This is a genomic window from Actinocrinis sp. (genome assembly GCF_035605935.1).
Taxonomy (GTDB): domain Bacteria; phylum Actinomycetota; class Actinomycetes; order Streptomycetales; family Catenulisporaceae; genus Actinocrinis.
On record NZ_DATNGK010000318.1, the window covers coordinates 1 to 16,251 of the forward strand.

General features: G+C 69.5%; 12 protein-coding genes. 6 read left to right on the forward strand and 6 right to left on the reverse strand.

Annotated features, from left to right (window positions below):
• Positions 1–347: 347 nt before the first annotated feature.
• Together VN779_RS25715 and VN779_RS25720 are read right to left on the reverse strand one after the other, a co-directional pair.
• On the reverse strand, positions 348–773 hold the full coding sequence (locus tag VN779_RS25715; protein WP_325727842.1) for an OsmC family protein: 426 nt from the start codon (positions 771–773) through the stop codon (positions 348–350).
• Between the two features lie 91 nt (positions 774–864).
• Positions 865–2,451, reverse strand: a complete 1,587-nt coding sequence (locus VN779_RS25720) for a DUF2079 domain-containing protein (protein ID WP_325727844.1) — start codon at positions 2,449–2,451, stop codon at positions 865–867.
• 70 nt (positions 2,452–2,521) lie between these two features.
• Here VN779_RS25720 and VN779_RS25725 point away from each other — a divergent pair, with 70 nt between their 5' ends.
• Positions 2,522–3,715, forward strand: coding sequence for a class I SAM-dependent methyltransferase (locus tag VN779_RS25725; RefSeq protein WP_414639756.1), 1,194 nt, complete (start codon positions 2,522–2,524; stop codon positions 3,713–3,715).
• Here VN779_RS25725 and VN779_RS25730 read toward each other — a convergent pair.
• Together VN779_RS25730 and VN779_RS26620 are read right to left on the reverse strand one after the other, a co-directional pair.
• Positions 3,654–5,003 (reverse strand): HAMP domain-containing sensor histidine kinase, encoded by a 1,350-nt coding sequence (locus tag VN779_RS25730; protein WP_325727848.1) that lies wholly within the window; start codon positions 5,001–5,003, stop codon positions 3,654–3,656. The genes VN779_RS25725 and VN779_RS25730 overlap by 62 nt on opposite strands.
• Positions 5,000–5,680, reverse strand: a complete 681-nt coding sequence (locus VN779_RS26620; RefSeq protein ID WP_349260944.1) for a response regulator transcription factor — start codon at positions 5,678–5,680, stop codon at positions 5,000–5,002. Before VN779_RS26620 ends, VN779_RS25730 begins: the two co-directional genes overlap by 4 nt.
• Before the next feature lie 762 nt (positions 5,681–6,442).
• On the opposite strand from VN779_RS26620, the gene VN779_RS25740 reads away from it, so the two are divergent.
• Positions 6,443–7,906: a cellulose binding domain-containing protein gene (locus tag VN779_RS25740; RefSeq protein ID WP_325727852.1), complete on the forward strand. Its 1,464-nt coding sequence runs from the start codon at positions 6,443–6,445 to the stop codon at positions 7,904–7,906.
• Between the two features lie 156 nt (positions 7,907–8,062).
• Here VN779_RS25740 and VN779_RS25745 read toward each other — a convergent pair whose 3' ends face one another.
• Positions 8,063–8,362, reverse strand: coding sequence for a helix-turn-helix transcriptional regulator (locus VN779_RS25745; protein ID WP_325727854.1), 300 nt, complete (start codon positions 8,360–8,362; stop codon positions 8,063–8,065).
• Positions 8,363–8,798: 436 nt separating this feature from the next.
• On the opposite strand from VN779_RS25745, the gene lanKC reads away from it, so the two are divergent.
• From lanKC to VN779_RS25765, 4 genes are all read left to right on the forward strand, one after another.
• Entirely contained in the window at positions 8,799–11,444 is a 2,646-nt protein-coding gene (lanKC, locus tag VN779_RS25750; protein WP_325727856.1) for a class III lanthionine synthetase LanKC, read from the forward strand.
• Between the two features lie 73 nt (positions 11,445–11,517).
• Entirely contained in the window at positions 11,518–11,643 is a 126-nt protein-coding gene (locus tag VN779_RS25755; protein WP_325727858.1) for a SapB/AmfS family lanthipeptide, read from the forward strand.
• A gap of 386 nt (positions 11,644–12,029) precedes the next feature.
• Positions 12,030–13,694 carry an ABC transporter ATP-binding protein gene (locus VN779_RS25760; protein ID WP_325727860.1) on the forward strand — a complete coding sequence of 555 codons (1,665 nt, stop codon included), beginning with the start codon at positions 12,030–12,032 and terminating at the stop codon, positions 13,692–13,694.
• On the forward strand, positions 13,691–15,478 hold the full coding sequence (locus VN779_RS25765) for an ABC transporter ATP-binding protein (protein ID WP_325727862.1): 1,788 nt from the start codon (positions 13,691–13,693) through the stop codon (positions 15,476–15,478). The genes VN779_RS25760 and VN779_RS25765 overlap by 4 nt, the downstream gene beginning before the upstream one ends.
• On the opposite strand, the gene VN779_RS25770 is transcribed toward VN779_RS25765, so the two are convergent.
• Positions 15,465–16,251, reverse strand: a 787-nt coding sequence (locus VN779_RS25770; protein WP_325727864.1) for a sensor histidine kinase, incomplete at its 5' end; no start/stop codon positions are given. The two genes, VN779_RS25765 and VN779_RS25770, sit on opposite strands and share 14 nt — an antisense overlap.

Genomic DNA, 16,251 nt, shown 5'->3' on the forward strand with positions numbered 1-16,251 from the left:
CCCTGTGTCTATTTTCTGGGGTTTAGGGGTTGTATGGCGGGTGTTTTCGATGTTTCACCCGTTTGCGCGTGGTGGAATGAAAAACCTGTGCACGCGTGTCCCGCGTTACCCTCATCCGCCGTCGGCGAAGCTATCGCGAGACTCCCAGCGCGCAAGGGCGTCTGTGGCCCAGAGCCGTTGTGAACGAGACTCGCCGCTGCACTCAAGCCGCGTCGCGGAGATGTCATCGCGGGGGTTTATTGGGGGAAAAGCGCGATGGCGGGCGGCGGTTGGCAGGGTTGTCGCAGAACAAGGGCGCTTGTCCGGTTCAACTGGACAAGCGCCCTCGTTTGGATCTGCGGCGTGCGTTAGATGAGCTCGGCCTCGAGGGTGATCGGGACGGCCTTGAGCGCCTGGGAAACCGGGCAGCCCTCCTTGGCCTTCGCGGCGAAGTCGGCGAACTCATCGGCGGTGATGCCGGGGACAGAGGCGCGCACGCTCAGGCGGATGGCGGTGATGCCGGTGCCGGGCTGGAAGTCCACCTCGGCGGCCGTGTCCACCGTGGCCGGCGGGTTGCCCGCCTGGGCCAGCGCGTGCGAGAGAGCCATCGAGAAGCAGGTGGAGTGGGCCGCCGCGATCAGCTCCTCCGGGGAGGTGACCCCGTTCGGCTCCGCCGAGCGCGCCGCCCAGGTGACCGGGTAGCTGCCAAGACTGGACGAGTTAAACGAGACCTCGCCCTTACCCTCCAGCAGGCTGCCTTCCCAATGCGCCGCGGCCTTGCGAGTCGTTGCCACAGTTCCACTCCGATCCGATCGAACGATCTGAGTAATCGTCACGACGTTTGGACGAGCCCTTATGGCTCAGTCGCCATCCTAAGTGGAGTTGTCAGGACGTCTTGTGCAGGACGTAGATGCCGAAGCCGTCCTGGTAGATCACCTTGTATGTCGCGCCGGGGTGCCGCTGCTGCTCGAAGCCGGGAACGTCGGTGATCGGCGGGCTGAATCCGGAGACCACCTGGTCGAAAACGACGTACTCGGGCGCGGTCGGGCTGGCCGCGTTGCCCACCCAGAAAGTGTCGTCGCGCGCCGAGAGCGGGGCCAGCATGTTGATCGTGGTCTCGACCGTGACGTTGTCCGGGACCAGCGACATCGCGTGGCTGAGGGCTTCTGTGCGCGGGTCGAAGGTGAACGTATTGGGGTCGAAAAGCTGGTTGTAGGGGAATTGCTGCACAAGGGCGAGCGAAACGGCGAGCATGGCGACCGCGCCGTGGGCGGACATCGCCGTGCTCACCCGCCGCGCTCCGCGGCGAAGCGTGCCAGCGACGTCCGGCAGCGGACCTGCGGTGCGGGCACGCGCGATGCCGTCGGCCGCCGCGACGAACAGGATCGGCATCAGGATCGCGTTGTAGTGCCAGGTGGTGCCCCAGAACGTCGCGTTGGTCGTTATGAACCGCGAGCCCAGGTTCGGCACCGCGAGCAGCACCAGCGGCGAGCGCAGCGCGACGAACGCGGTGATGGCGAGAAGGAGGAAGATCAGCTCCAGCTTGCCGCCGGCGTTCTGCATGCTCTGGCCGACCAAGCAGGTGATCGGCTTCGCGCCGCCGGGCTGGGTCGGGTCCGCGCAGCCGCCCTTGTTCCAGTATTCGTACTGATGGGTGGGGTTGAGCGACGGGATGATCCAGTAGATGGCCAGCAGCGACCCGGCGGTTCCGGCGGCAGAGACCACCGCGCCGAGCAGCGTGCGGCCGTAGAGGATCAGGGCGATGCCGATCGGCAGGACGACCGTTATCCCCAGGTCTTCCTTGCACAGGATGAGGGGCAGCGCCCAGAGCGCGGCGGCGGTGTACTTGCCGCGCAACATGGCGCACAACGAGAACGCGATCAGTGGGACGGCGAACGCGATCTCGTGGAAGTCCGCGTCGATCGCCTCGGCCAACCCGAACGACAGCCCGTACGCGGCACCGAGCGCGTACCCAGACCCTGTGCCGATCCGCTCGACACCGAAGCGCACGATCGGGACAGCCGCCACGGCGAACAGGAACGCCTGCGCGACGAGCAGCGTGACCGGCGTGGGGAAGATCAGGAAGATCGGGCCGAGCAATCCTATGATCGGGCTGAAGTGCTCGCCGAGGATCTCGTAACCGGGCGAGCGCGCGTCGTCGATCGGTGCATGGAAGTGCGCGTACTGCTTGATCTCCTCGGTGAACAGGCCGAGGTCCCACGACGTCGGGGCGAAGCGGTAGTAGCGCGCCAGCGAGATCAGCAGGTAGACCGTCATCAGCCCGGCGACCAGCAGCCACGGACCGTAGGTCTGCAGCGACCAGCGGGGGAAGCGGCGGGGAGAGGCGGGCGGGGCTGTCTCGTTGCGCTGACCCGGGACTGTCTCCGGACGCGTCTCGGTCAGCGTCGGGCCAGAATCCGATGCGGCGGTTTCCGGGCTCTCGGGAGCTTCATCCGCATTGGTAAAGGCCATGGGGCGTAGGGTATCGACCGATTCGTGCCATGGCCAAGAGTCGACACCCGACACGTGCGGGGGACCGAGAATGGGCGCTGTGGAGATCGATGACTTTACGGCGCTGCTCGAGCCGACCGGGCAGCAGTTGCTAGCGGAGTTGAGCGGCGGCGTCTACGTCGAAACGGCGGCGTTATCGCTGGCGTCAAAGCTGCGTGATCGATACCCGGCGGCGTTGGTCGCGACGGCGTTGACGCAGGCCCGGTTGCGTTCGCATGCCGAGGCGAAGTTCGGTTCGGCCGCCGCGACCATGTACTTCACCGCTCACGGACTTGAGCAGGCCACGCGGCGGTCCGTCGCCGAGTGGCGGGCGCGGCGATACGCGGCGGCGGGCGTGCGGCGGGTCGCGGATCTGTGCTGCGGGATCGGCGGCGACGCGCTCGCGTTCGCCGCGGCCGGGATCGACGTGCTGGCGGTGGACCGAGATCCAGTCACGTGCGCGGTGGCCGCGGCCAACGTGCGGGCCGCCGGGCTCGGTGATCGGATCGAGATGCAGTGCGCTGATGTCACGAAAGTTGCACTGGAAGGGTGCGACGCCGCTTTCCTCGATCCGGCGCGGCGGGGCGATCGGGGACGCATCTTCGACCCGGCCGCGTACTCGCCGCCGTGGGGGTTCGCGCTGGAGCTGGCCGAGCGGGTCGGGGAGCTGGGAGTGAAGGTCGCACCGGGGATTCCGCACGAGCTGGTGCCGGACGGGGCCGAGGCTGAGTGGGTGTCGGAGCGCGGAGAGGTGAAGGAGGCGGGGATTTATTTTGGGAGATTGGCGGGGGAGCGGCGGCGGGCGACGTTATTGCCGGGGCCGTGGAGCCTGGCGGCCCGGGGAGTGGGGGACCCGGAGCCAGCGGCGGTGGGACGGTACCTGTACGAGCCCGATGGTGCGGTGATCCGGGCTCGGTTGATCGGTGAGTTGGCGCAGGATCTGGGCGCGCGGACGATTGACGCAACGATTGCTTATCTGAGTAGTGATCGGCTTGTGTCGACGCCGTTTGCGTCGGCGTATGAGATCACTGACGTGCTGCCGTTCCACGTGAAGCAGTTACGTGCCGAAGTGGCTCGGCGCGGGATCGGCGTGCTCACGGTGAAGAAGCGTGGCGCGGACGTGGATCCTGCGGTATTGCGCAGGCAGCTTCGCCCCTCGGGGCCGAACTCGGCGGTGCTGATCGTCACGCGCGTCCTCGGCGCGCATATCGCCTTGCTCGCGCAACCTGCGCACCCATCGGGCTGACCGCGGTCTTCGTCGATGGCGTGAGGAAAGAGAAGTGCACCTGCGCGCCGCCGAGGGGTGAGCGGTCGATGTTGAGCGAGCCGCCGGTGCGCTCGGCCAGTTTGCGCACGATGTCGAGGCCGAGGCCGGTCGAGCCGACGCGCCCCGAACCCTCGCCACGGCGCACCTTGCGGGCCGCGTCGTCGAGGCCTGGCCCGGCGTCGTCGACGAGGATCGCCACCGAGCCGTTGCCCTGATGCACGGTGACTTGGAACGCGGTGCCCTCGGGAGTGTGCCGGAACACGTTGCCGAGTACTGCATCGAGGGCGGCAGCCAACTCGGGGCCCGCGACGGGTACGTGCACCGGTCCGGACGCGCCGACCACGTGCCACGGCCGCTCCTGATCCTCGGCGAGCGCCGACCAGAACTCCATCCGCTCGGCGACCACGGTGGTCACGTCACAGGACCCTGACGTAGCGGTTCCGCCGCGCGCCGCGCGGATGATCTGGTCGACCTCCTGCTCGAGCTTGGCGACCGCCTCGCGCGTGGACGCCGCGTTCGGCACGTTGCCGAGCGCCTGGGCGTTGAGCCGCAACGCGGTCAGCGGCGTGCGCAGCCGGTGCGAGAGATCCGCGACGAGTTCACGCTCGGCGGCGAGCAGGTGCACGACGCGGTCGGCCATGGTGTTGAAGGCGTCGCCGGCCTCGCGCAACTCGTTCGGCCCGTCGGCGGTGACACGGACCGTCGTGTCGCCGTCGCCGAGCTTGCGCGACGCGTCGGCGAGATGTCGGGCCGCGCCGACGACCCGCGTGGCGAGGCGGTCGGCGACGAGCGTGGAACCGGCGACCAGCACGACCGCGACGGCACTGAGGATCAGCCAGCCGCGCACGACGCCGTTGTGGATCCTCCCGGCGTCGATGAAGACCTCGATCAGCGTGAGCTGACCGCCGTTGACGACTTCCGGCTGCACCAGCACCGAGCCGCCAGGCACCGCGAGGGTCCCGGCGCGGCCCTGCGCCGAGACTTCGCTCAGCTGCGCCGGGCTGGCGTGGCTGGTGCCGAGTACTACACCGCCCGGCAGCCGCAGCGCGATGTCCTGCGCACCGGACATGGTCTCCAGCGCGCCCTGCAACTGCGTGCGGTCCATGGTGACGGCCAGCAGCGGCTCGATCGCGGCGATCCGCGCCTGGGCGTCAGCGAACGCGCGCTGCGCCGCGATGTGGTCGATCGCGAAGCCGAGCGGGATCAGGAAGGCGAGGGCGACCATGCTGGTGACCGCGAGGGCCACCCTCGCCAGCGCCCATCTCATCGCGGCGGTTCGGTCAGCCGGACGCCCACGCCGCGCACCGTGTGCAGGTAGCGCGGGGCGCTGGCTCGCTCGCCCAACTTGCGCCGCAGCCAGGACAGGTGGACGTCAATGGTCTGGTCGTCGCCGTACGGCAGCTGCCAGACCTCGGTCAGCAGCTCGCGCCGGGTGACCACCTCGCCGGGCCGGGCGGCCAGATACGCGAGCAGGTCGAATTCGCGGCGGCTGAGGTCCAGCGGCTGGCCGTCGAGCCGCGCCTCGCGCCGCCGCGGATCGACTTCGAGGCCGCCGATGCGCAGCGCGGAGGGGACCTGGCCGGAGCCGGTCCGGCGCAGCAGCGCGGCGATGCGCGCGGCGAGATGACCGCCGGAGAACGGTTTGACCAGATAGTCGTCCGCGCCGGCGTTCAACAACCGGATGATTTCGGCCTCGTCGTCGCGGGCCGTCGCGATAATCACCGGAACCTTGGTGATTGCGCGTAGCATCTTCAGCGTCTCGGAGCCGTCCAGGTCCGGCAGCCCGAGATCGAGCACGATGATGTCACCCGGATCGCGGCTTGCCTCGCGCAGTGCCGCGAGCGCGGTCCCGGCGCTGCGCACCGCGTGCCCGAATGCGGTGAGCTGATGGATGACCGCAGACCGGACGTCTGGATCGTCTTCGACCAGGAGCACGTTCGCCATAGCGTGGCACCGTAATCCATGGCCGGTGGAGAGGGAACCAGTGGGCCTGATGGCTTCGGGCGACAGACGGCGGGCACCGCTCGCCGTCGCGGCGTGGGCCGGGGCCACCGCGGTGGCTTCCGCCGTGGCCTGGCTCGGTGTCGACTCGGTGCTCATCCCGGCGGCCGTGACCCCGCCCACCGTGCTCGCGGCGGGCGCGAGGAGCGCGGCGCCGATGCCGTCACCGCCGGCCGGGCTCGGATCGGGCAGCACGCACGTGCCTGTGGGCACCTCGCCGACGCCGGGGCAGCACGGCACGTCACGGGCGGCCTCTTCGCCCTCGGCGTCCGCCTCCCCGACGCCCTCGCCGAGCAGTTCGCTGTCGCGGTACGAGACCGCCGGCGGCGTCGTGGTGCTGGCGATCTCGGCGCACCACGTCACGCTGGTGTCGGCCACCCCGGCGACCGGATATTCGGTGATGACCTGGGGCGCCGCCGGCTGGCTGCGCGTCGACTTCAGCCAGGCGTCGACTACGTATTCGGTGTTCGCCACGTGGAACGGGTACACCCCCCAGGTCCAGGTCGTCGGCCCGAGCCCGAGTTCGTAGCGGCTCGTTCGGTAGGCCAATCTCATCACCGTCCGCGCTCGCTCCGAACCCCGGTGACCCGCCGCGCCGCCGCCCTGAATCCGTCTTAGGGCGAGCTTAATGATCGAGGGCTGTCAGGCGGCGGCCAGTTCAATACGGTGAGGTCCGCACCTCGACCCCACCGGAAGGACCAGTTCATGGGCAGCCATGCCGTGCAGGAGGACGGGCGCTCGCCGCGCTCTTCGCGTTCACTGCGTTCGAAGCGGCGGGTCAAGCTCGCTGCGGCGGGGACGGGTGTGACCGTGCTGGCCGTGGGCGCCGGCTTCGTGGCCGCGACCGGAGCGAACGCGGCGGCTCCGGCGGTGAGCTTCGCCGAGACCAGTTCCTGGGACGGCGGCTACATCGGCCAGTACACGATCACGAACAGCACCTCCTCCGCGCTGTCCACCTGGAAGGTCGGCTTCGCGTTGCCGGCCGGGTCGAGCGTGACCAGCCTGTGGAACGGTACGGAGGCGGCCTCAGGGAGCAGTTACACGGTCACGCCGGCGAGCTGGAACTCGAACGTCCCGGCGGGCGCCAGCATCAGCTTCGGCTTCGAGGTCTCCGGCAGCGGGCAGCCGAGCGGTTGCACGATCAACGGCGCGGCGTGCGTCGGCGGCTCGACGCCGAGCAGCGGCAAGCCGACGGTCCCGGCGTCGCCCACGCCATCTAAGCCCGCACCGCCTAGCCCGTCCGCATCGCAGACCCCTGCGCCGCCGCCGTCCGGCGCGTTCGGGAAGTTCGCTCCCTACGCCGACCTGTCGCTTTACCCGCTGTACAACCTGTCGGCCAGCGCGGCCGCCGAAGGCACCAAGTTCTTCAACCTGGCGTTCATCACCACCAACGGCGCTTGCAACCCGGAATGGGGCGGCGTTACCGCACTGACCGATGCATCGATTAGCTCTGATATATCTGCGCTGCGCAGCGCAGGCGGGGACGTGCGCGTGTCCTTCGGTGGCGCGTCAGGGACCGAACTCGCTCAGTCCTGCACCTCGGCCTCGTCACTGGCGGCGGCCTACCAGAAGGTGATCAGCGCTTACTCGCTTAAGTACATCGACTTCGACGTCGAGGGCGCCGCTGTCGCCGACACCGCGTCGATCAGCCTGCGCAACCAGGCGATCGCGACCCTGGAGGCGAACAACCCGGGGCTTAAGGTCTCGTACACGCTCCCGGTGCTGCCCTCCGGCTTGACCAGCCAGGGCGTCGCGGTGCTCAGCTCGGCCAAGGCCGGCGGCGTGAACCTGGACGCGGTCAACATCATGGCGATGGACTTCGGCGCCTCGTTCACCGGGGACATGGCCACCCTGGCCGAGCAGGCCGCGACCGCCACGGCGGGTCAGATCCAGTCGGTGTGGACCTCACTCTCGGCGTCGCAGGCCCTTGCGAAGGTGGCCGTCACGCCGATGATCGGCGTCAACGACGTCAGCTCGGAAAACTTCTCGGTCGCCGACGCCTCCGCCCTGGCCGGCTGGGCCAAGAGCAAGAACCTGGCCTGGCTCTCGTTCTGGTCGGCCACCCGCGACAAGCAGTGTGCGGGCGGCGCGGCCTCCTTCGCCAGCGCGACCTGCTCCTCGGTGGTCCAGTCGGCCGGGGCTTTCGGGCAGGCGATGAGCACGTATTAGTGGGCGCTGACTGAGCCGGCGCCGGCGGCGGACCCGGGCCGCTGCCGGTTCTGGGGGACACGGGGAGCACGGGGTGGCGCGGCGGTGCGCGATCTGCTGTCAGATCGCGCACCGCCGCCGTCGTGTCAGAACACTGTCAGTTCGAACAGCCAGTGCTCAGTCCCGGTATAGGCACAACCTCCTGGCCCTTTCGCAAAGTGCTTCCCGGCGCAGCCTCTGCAAGTAGTCCCCCTCGACGGACAGCAATTGCTCACAGGCGACCACGATGTCTCCGGGCGGTATGCGCTGCCCGCGTTCGTAATCGCCGAGGTTGCTGTGTGCTGACAGGCCGATCAGGCGGGCTAGCTGCCGTTGCGAAATGCCCAGTTCAAGGCGTCGCAGCCGCAGCGCCGTGCCCAGCCGATACGCCGCGGATCTCTCCCTGGCGGTGGAGTTATCGGCTTGCGTGGAGCCCATTCCCGGCACCTCCTCGAGGGCGACAGTCGGTGTTGGCGTCACGAGTCACGCAACTGAATTTAGGAGAACGCTGACAGTGCACTGAAGAGCGCGAGCGGCGCATATATCGAGGTCCGCTCGCCCGGCGTACCGGTGCGAAATGTCGCGCCATGCCTCTGGTCTGCGCGGAAACGCGAAAGTCAGGAGGCGCCGTGGCGCGGCGCCATGGGGCTCAGATTCCCTCGATAGGGGGGCGCATTCGACCACTGAGTTTCATTTTGTGAGTGCCCCCGGGGGTGGCGAAGCCGTGCGGATGGTCGGCGAGCGGTCGGAGCTTGGACGGCGTTTGGTCGGGAGCGGCGCGAATCGCGGAAGGGCGGTGCTCCACTTCAAATGTGCGGCCCGCCGGGCACGCACCGGATCCAGCACCGGAACCTTTGGGAGGGTTTGCCCCGCGATGGACGCCCGCTACGAACCGTTCTGCTTCGCCGATCCGGTGTTCTACGACGCGCCCGAGCGGTGGCAGCGCACCGTCGCCGACTTCGCGGCGGCCGGCCAGCCGGTGCCGACCGGATGGCGGCGCGAGGACCGCGACCTTTGGGCGGTCTATCAGCTCGAGGACGTGCGGCTTCCCTTGCAGGGCTGGAAAATTCACGTTTCCGCGACGCCGCAGAACGCCGAGCAGGTGCTGGAGAAAGTGTGCGGATACTGCTTCGACCGGCGCATCGCATTCAAGTTCCTGCGCGGGCCGGCGGCGCTGCTGATGCAGAACAGCAAATACGCGCCGCGTGGTGCCAGTGGGAAACTTCTTACTCTATACCCGTTGGACGAAGTCGAGTTGGAGCGCACGCTCACCGAACTCGACGCAATCGTCGGCGGCGAGCCGGGGCCGTATGTGCTCAGTGATCTGCGATGGAATGCCGGGCCGCTGTACACCCGGTTCGGCGCTTTCGCAGAGTTCTACCACGTGGGTACGGACGGCTCCCGGGAACTGGCGCTGCGCCGCCCTGACGGCAGCATGGAAAGCGACCGGCGCGGACCGGTGTTCTGCGTGCCCGACTGGGTGAAGCCGCCGGCCTGCCTGGAGCCCCAGCTGGCGGCGCGCGATGCCCAGCGCTTCGATCTGCCCTACCAGATCGAGTCGGTGCTGCACTTCTCCAACGGTGGCGGTATCTATCTCGGCCGGCCGAACGATCCGCAGGTAGCCGGGGGCGGGAAGGTGGTGCTCAAGGAGGGCCGGCCGCATTCGGGCCTCGATCAGGGCGGCGTCGACGCGATCGCCCGGCTGCGTCACGAGCACCAGATCCTGGACCGGTTGCGCGGCCTCGAGTGCGTGCCCGAGGTGGTCGAATATGCCACCGCGTGGGAGCACCATTTCCTCGTCGAGACCTTTGTCGAAGGGGAAACGCTCAACGCCGCCTTCGTGCGGGAGTACCCGCTCGTGCATCCGAGCCAGAGCCCTGAGAAGATCGCCGAATACGCGAGCTGGGCGGTGCGGATCGCCGGCCAGGTGCAGCAGGCCCTGGAAGCCGTGCACCGGCGCGGCATCGTCTTCGGTGACCTGCATCCGAACAACGTGATGCTGCGGCCGGATGGCGGCGTGGTCTTCCTCGACTTCGAACTCGCCTCGCCGGCGGATGACTACACGCCGCCACGCCTCGGCGCCGGAGGCTTTGCCGCGCCGCGTAGCCTGCGCGGCTTCGATGTGGACCGGTATGCCTTGGCCAGCCTGAGGATCTGGCTGCTCATGCCGCTGGTCGCGATGATGCATCTGGACCGGGAGAAGGCCGGGCAGCTCATGGATGCGGCCCTCGCGCTGTTTCCGTTGCCGGAGAACTATTTCGACACCCGGTATTTCACCGCTGAGACGTTCGAGTCGGTCAGTTCCGCCGCGGCAGATTTCGATGGGGCAGAGTCCGGCGGCGCGCGAGTTCACCCGGCGACGCTGCTCAACCCGGCCGGATCGCATGATTGGCCCGCGCTGCGCGCCTCGCTCAGCGCCGGGATCGCCGCCACTGCGACGCCTGACCGCGCCGATCGGCTGTTCCCCGGCGACATCGAGCAGTTCCGCCACGGCGGCCACGGCCACAGCCTGGCCTATGGCGCGGCCGGCGTCCTGTACGCGCTGCACGTCAGCGGCACACGGGTCGACCCGGAGCAGGTCGACTGGCTGGTGGACGCGAGCTGGCGCGATTCGGTGAAGCCCGGCGCGCTCACCGGAACGCACGGTACGGCGTACGCCCTCGACGTCCTCGGGCGGCAGGAAGAGGCCTTGCAGCTGCTGGATCGGCTCGCGGACGCGAAGCTGACCAGCGCCGGGATCGAAGACGGACTGCTGGATCTGGCCGAGGGGCTGGCCGGAATCGGGTTGGTGGACCTACATTTCGCGGGGTCCACCCGCGAGAGCGCATGGCGTGACTCGGCGTTGCGCGCGGCCGATCGGCTCGCCGAGCAACTGGCCGCACGCGGCCCGCGGCAGGCCGAGCGGATGGGTGAGGCGCGCGAAGGACTGGCGCACGGCGCTTCCGGCGCGGCTCTGCTCGCGGTGCGCCTCTACGAGGAGACCGGCGATACCGGTCTGCTCGACCTCGCCGAAACCGCGCTGCGCCGCGACCTCGACGCCTGCCAGAACATGGCGGACGGCACGGTCCAGGTGACCGACGGAGACAGGGTGCTGCCTTATCTCGAGATCGGCAGCACCGGGATCGGGATCGTGTTGCGCGACTACCTCGCGCACCGGTCCGACTCGCCGCTCGCCGCGATCGAGCGCGGCATCGCAAAGGCCTGCGACGTCGACTTCGTGATCCAGCCCGGGCTTTTCAACGGACGCGCCGGACTCATCGCGTACCTGACGCGACTGCGCGACGCGAACGTCGATCTCGGCGACCTGGACGTCGGCGCGGTGCTCGACCGCCAGATCCGCCGCCTGACCTGGCACGCGGTGTCCTACCACGGAAACCTCGCCTTCCCCGGTGACCAGCTCCTGCGGCTCTCGACGGACCTCGCCTCGGGCAGCGCAGGCGTCCTGCTGGCGCTCGGCGCGGCGCTGGGAAGGAGCCCAGGACTGCCGTTCGGCGCCGGCGTGGATACAGGCACGCCTTAGTGCCCACAAAGACTCCCGGCCACCCGGCCGTGAGATGGCAAGAGATTGATTCCCAACCGAAAAGGAGAAGATCATGGCGATCCTCGACCTGCAGGGTCTGGAAGCTCCGGCCGAGCGCGGTGGCCACGGCGGCGGCGGCGCCTCGACGCTGAGCCTGCTCAGCTGCGTTAGCACCGCGAGCGTCGTTCTCTGCGTCTGACGGCCGAACAGGCCTGAGAGATCCGCGCACAGCTCATAGCGGATCTCGCACTCGGTCCGGCGTTCCCCGCGCGCACCAGCGCGGGGAACGCCCGGTCGCGTCCGGAAGGGGAGTCGATGACGATAGGCGGGAGCGCGGCGAACCCGGACCTCGCCCTAGGGCGTGTTTTGGAACTAGCGTCGGATAAGGCCGCGGCGTCTGGCGCGTGCGATCGCAAGGCGGAGGGGCGTCCTCATACCGGGTCGTCTGTGGGCGCGCCTCCAACGCAGCGAGCGTGCGTGGCAGGCGTCGTAGCCCCGGCGATAGTTCCAAAGCACGCCCAAGCTCGGCGGCGGGCCGATCGCCTGCTGCTGGATGTCGCACGCCGGCATTCCGGCTGGACGGCCGTGACCGCTGTCTCGACCCTCGCCGCATCAGCCCTCGTAGTCCTGCTTCCGGATGCCCTGGCCCGAGCGGTCGACGCTGTGACGTCGAACCCAGCGACTTCGAATCCGGCCGCGCCGACGGCCCCCGCCGTGCTGCGATTCGGCGTCCTTCTCGCCCTGCTGACCGTCGCGGACCTCGTATCCGAGTTCGGTCAGCCGTACTGCGGCGCCGCCGCCACCGCATCGCTGCGCCGCCGCTTGGTGGATCGGCTGCTCGACGCGGGCCCCGCCGCCACGCGGCGATTCGCTCCCGGCGACCTCGTTGGCCGCCTCGTCGGAGCCGCACCGGACGCGGCCAACGCCCCGATCGCCATCGTCAACGCGATCGCCGATCTCGTCATGGCGGCGGGCGGCATCCTCGCACTCGGGCTGATCGATTGGCGACTGGTGTCGGCCTTCGCCGTGACCGTGCCGGTCGGGGTGCTGATTCTGCGCTCCTTCGTGCAGCAGACCGGCGATCTCGCCGCGGCGTATCAGCGCACGCAGAGCGAGATCGCGGCACGCTTGCTCGACGCGCTCAGTGGAATTCGCACGATTCGCGCTTCCGGCACCAGCGATGCCGAGGCCGCGCGGGTGCTGGCCCCAGTCCCCGAGCTGTCGGCGGTGGGCATGTCGCTGTGGCGGGCGCAACGCGTCGCGGGCTGGCGCAGCATGCTGCTGTTCGCGATGACGCAAACCGCGGTTCTCGCGGTCGCGGGCTTCGGGCTCGCCTCCGGCCGCCTCGCGGTCGGCCAGGTGCTCGCCGCCGCGACTTACGCCGCGCTCGGCCTAGGTTTCTTCTCTTCTACACAAGCGGCTTTGGCCCTTGCACAGGCGCGCGGTGCCGCGATGCGGCTGGCCGAGACGGAGGATCTGCCGCGGATGACGTACGGCACAAGGGATCTGCCGCGGTCAGGTAGCGGGCTGCTGGAGTTCCACGGGGTCACGGTCGCGGGCACGGACGGCCCGGTCCTTGAGAACTTTGATTTGACGGTGCCTGGTGGCATCGAGGTGGCGGTGGTCGGGGCGGCCGGTTCGGGCAAGAGCATGCTTGCCGCGCTCGCCGGCCGACTCGTCGATCCGGACGCCGGGACGGTGTCACTCGACGGTGTCCCGCTGCCGCAGTTGTCTCGCGAGTCGTTGCGCGGCGCGGTCGGGTACGCCTTCGAGCGCCCCGCGCCGCTCGGCGAGACCGTGCGCGAGACCATCGCCCTGGGTGCGGATCCGGAACGCGCGAAGTTCGCGGCGAAGGCCGCGGCTGCGGACGGATTTATCAGGAAGCTGCCGGACGGGTACGAGACGCCGTTGGCGCAGGCGCCGTTTTCCGGAGGCGAGACTCAGCGTCTCGGCCTTGCCCGTGCGCTGGCCCGCGCGGGCGATGGGCTTCGCGTGATCGTGCTCGATGACGCGACGGCCGCGCTGGACACGATCACTGAGGCGAAGGTCGGCGCGGCGATGAAGTCGGCCACGGCAGGGCGCACCCGGATCGTGATCGCGCACCGACCGGCCGCCGCAGCCCGCGCCGACTTGGTCGCCTGGCTGGAAAACGGCACCTTGCGCGCTCTGGCGCCGCACGATGAGCTGTGGTCAGAACCCGATTACCGGGCGCTTCTCGATGGCGAATACGAGCAGGAAGAAGCCCGGTGACCGCCGCGGCCGGAACCGTGTCCACGTCGGCCTCGGCCGGCTTCCGCTTCGTCGCGGCCGAGGTCCTGCGCCGACGTCGCGTGCTCGTCGCGCTGCTCGCCTGGTCGCTGCTCGAATCCGCCCCCGCACTCGTGTCCGGCCGCTTCGTTGCCGCCGCGCTTGACCACGGCTTCTTGCGGGGGCACTCAATTGTCGGTCTGATCTGGCTGCTCGCTCTTGGTGCGGTTACCGCGCTGGGAGCGCTAGGTACTCGCGCGATGTACCCCCGGCTTGGCGACGTAGTCGAGCCGTTGCGCGATGCTCTCGTCACGGCGCTCGTGCGCGGAACGCTGGCCCGCGCCTGCGGCGGCAACACTGAGCACGGACCGCTCGGCGCGGCCCCGGTTGCCCGGCTGACCCGCCAGGTCGAAACGGTGCGCGACGTGGTGGCCGGGCAACTGCTCGTGGTGCGGCAGTTCGCGGTGACGGCAATCGCGGTGTGCATCGGCCTGGCCTCGCTCGCGCTGCCGCTCGCCGCGCTGGTCGTCGTGCCGCTGCTGCTCTCGCTGCTCGGATTCGTGGTCCTGCTGCGGCCGATGATCTCGCGTCAGCGTGCTGCTTTCCTCGCCGAGGAGCGCGTCGCAGCCCTTGCCGGGACGGCGATCGAGGGCCTGCGCGACATCACAGCCGCAGGCGTCGAATCGCGGATCTCGGCGAGCGTGGGCGCGGCCGTAACCGAGCAATACCGGCTCAGCCGCGCGCTCGCGGGGTACGGTGCCGCGCGGCGCGGCATCGTCGTGCTCGGCGGCAACGTGCCGCTGCTGCTGATCCTGCTCGCCGCGCGGCCGCTGCTGCGGCACGGACTGACCGCGGGGGCGTTGGTCGGGGCGTTGACGTACGTCGCCGTCAATCTAGAGCCTGCGTTGCGCACGCTGGTCCAGGGAGTCGGCGCATCCGCGCTGCGGCTTTCGGTCGCCGTGCGCAGACTCGCTGAGGGCGGACTGGTCGCCGCCGTCGAACCGGCGCCTGCGCCAAGTACCGTGGCGGCGCCGGCTCCGCCCTCCCGGCCCGCGATTGCGGCCGCGGCGTTGGAAGTATCAGGACTCTCCTTCCGGTACGGGCCGCACTCCGACCCCGTGATCGCGGATCTCGATCTGCGGATCGGGCGCGACGAACACCTCGCGATCGTCGGCCCAAGCGGCGCGGGCAAGTCCACGCTGGTGAACCTGCTCGCTGGCTTGCTGCCGCCCGACTCCGGCGGCGTCGCGCTCTTTGGCGAACGACTGGAGAGGATTCCCGCAGGTCAGCTCCCGCGACTGCGGGCCCTGATTCCGCAAGAGGCGTACGTGTTCGCCGGCTCAGTCCGGGAGAACGTCGCGTATTTGCGACCGGACGCTTCCGATGCCGAGATCGCCGCGGCCGCGGACCGTATCGGCGCGGCTGAACTGCTCGATGCCCTCGGCGGACTGGAAGCGCGGGTGGCTCCGGCGCACCTCTCGGCCTCGCGACGGCAGTTGCTGGCGCTCGTGCGCGCCTACCTCTCGCCGGCCCCGGTCATGCTGCTCGACGAGGCCACGTGCCATCTCGACCACGCCACCGAACGGCGCGCAGAGGATGCGTTCCGGGCGCGCCCCGGCGCGGTTGTCCTCGTCGCGCACCGCATCGGTTCAGCTCGCCGCGCAGACCGTGTGCTGCTGCTCGACGGCGAGCGAACCGACCTCGGCACACATGACGAACTCGCCGCACGCTCTCCGCAATACGCTGACTTGGTCGGCCACTGGTACCGCGCGCTCACAGCACACTGACGGCGGCGGGCAGCGCGAGCACCATGGTCAGCCCGCCACCGGGTGTGTCCTCGGGCGTGAGCGTGCCGCCCATCGCCTCGACCAGACCTCGGGCCAGCGCGAGACCGAGACCGACCCCGGCGGCGTTGTCGCGGTCGCCGAGCCGTTGGAAGGGGAGGAACACCTGGCCGCGGTCCGCCACCGCAATGCCGGGCCCGCGGTCGATCACCCGGACCTCCACGTGTCCACCGAGCGCGGACACCGTCACGGTGACCGGTGAATCAGTGTGCTTCACCGCGTTCGCCACCAGGTTCGCCAGCGCGCGCTCGAGCAGCGGACCGTCGGCTAGGGCCTGTTCGGGGTTCGGATCATGATCAGCGAATCGGCTCAGCGACGAGCATGGGCGCGCGCCTGGAGCATCCTCGTACCGGGTTGTACTTGGATGATTCAGGCGTGCGGCCAGGCGAAGTCGATCAGCCGATTCGCCATGATCCGAACCCCGAACAGGCCCTAGCACCGCCGGCACGTCGGACTGCGGCGGTTCCAGCGTGACACGGCCCTCGACCACGTCGGTGACGTCATCGACGGCGCGCGGGACGATCTCGTCGGCCGCGATCGCTTCGAGCCGCAGCTTGATCGCGCCGGCCTGGAGGCGGGACATGTCCAGCAGGTTCTCGACCAAGCGGGTCAGCCGGTCGAGCGACTGGTCGGCGGCTTCGAGCAATTCTTCGCGGTCGGCTTCGGGCACCTCGAGCTCCGGGTCGCGCAAGGTGCCGATGGCCGCCTTCGCCGCC

What these genes read in the sequence shown, in the direction of transcription:
- VN779_RS25740 (WP_325727852.1), top strand. Translation starts at nt 6,443, where the DNA reads ATGGGCAGCCATGCCGTGCAGGAGGACGGGCGCTCGCCGCGCTCTTCG.
- VN779_RS25720 (WP_325727844.1), bottom strand. Translation starts at nt 2,451, where the DNA reads ATGGCCTTTACCAATGCGGATGAAGCTCCCGAGAGCCCGGAAACCGCC.
- VN779_RS25725 (WP_414639756.1), top strand. Translation starts at nt 2,522, where the DNA reads ATGGGCGCTGTGGAGATCGATGACTTTACGGCGCTGCTCGAGCCGACC.
- VN779_RS25755 (WP_325727858.1), top strand. Translation starts at nt 11,518, where the DNA reads ATGGCGATCCTCGACCTGCAGGGTCTGGAAGCTCCGGCCGAGCGCGGT.
- VN779_RS25730 (WP_325727848.1), bottom strand. Translation starts at nt 5,003, where the DNA reads ATGAGATGGGCGCTGGCGAGGGTGGCCCTCGCGGTCACCAGCATGGTC.
- VN779_RS26620 (WP_349260944.1), bottom strand. Translation starts at nt 5,680, where the DNA reads ATGGCGAACGTGCTCCTGGTCGAAGACGATCCAGACGTCCGGTCTGCG.
- VN779_RS25745 (WP_325727854.1), bottom strand. Translation starts at nt 8,362, where the DNA reads ATGGGCTCCACGCAAGCCGATAACTCCACCGCCAGGGAGAGATCCGCG.
- lanKC (WP_325727856.1), top strand. Translation starts at nt 8,799, where the DNA reads ATGGACGCCCGCTACGAACCGTTCTGCTTCGCCGATCCGGTGTTCTAC.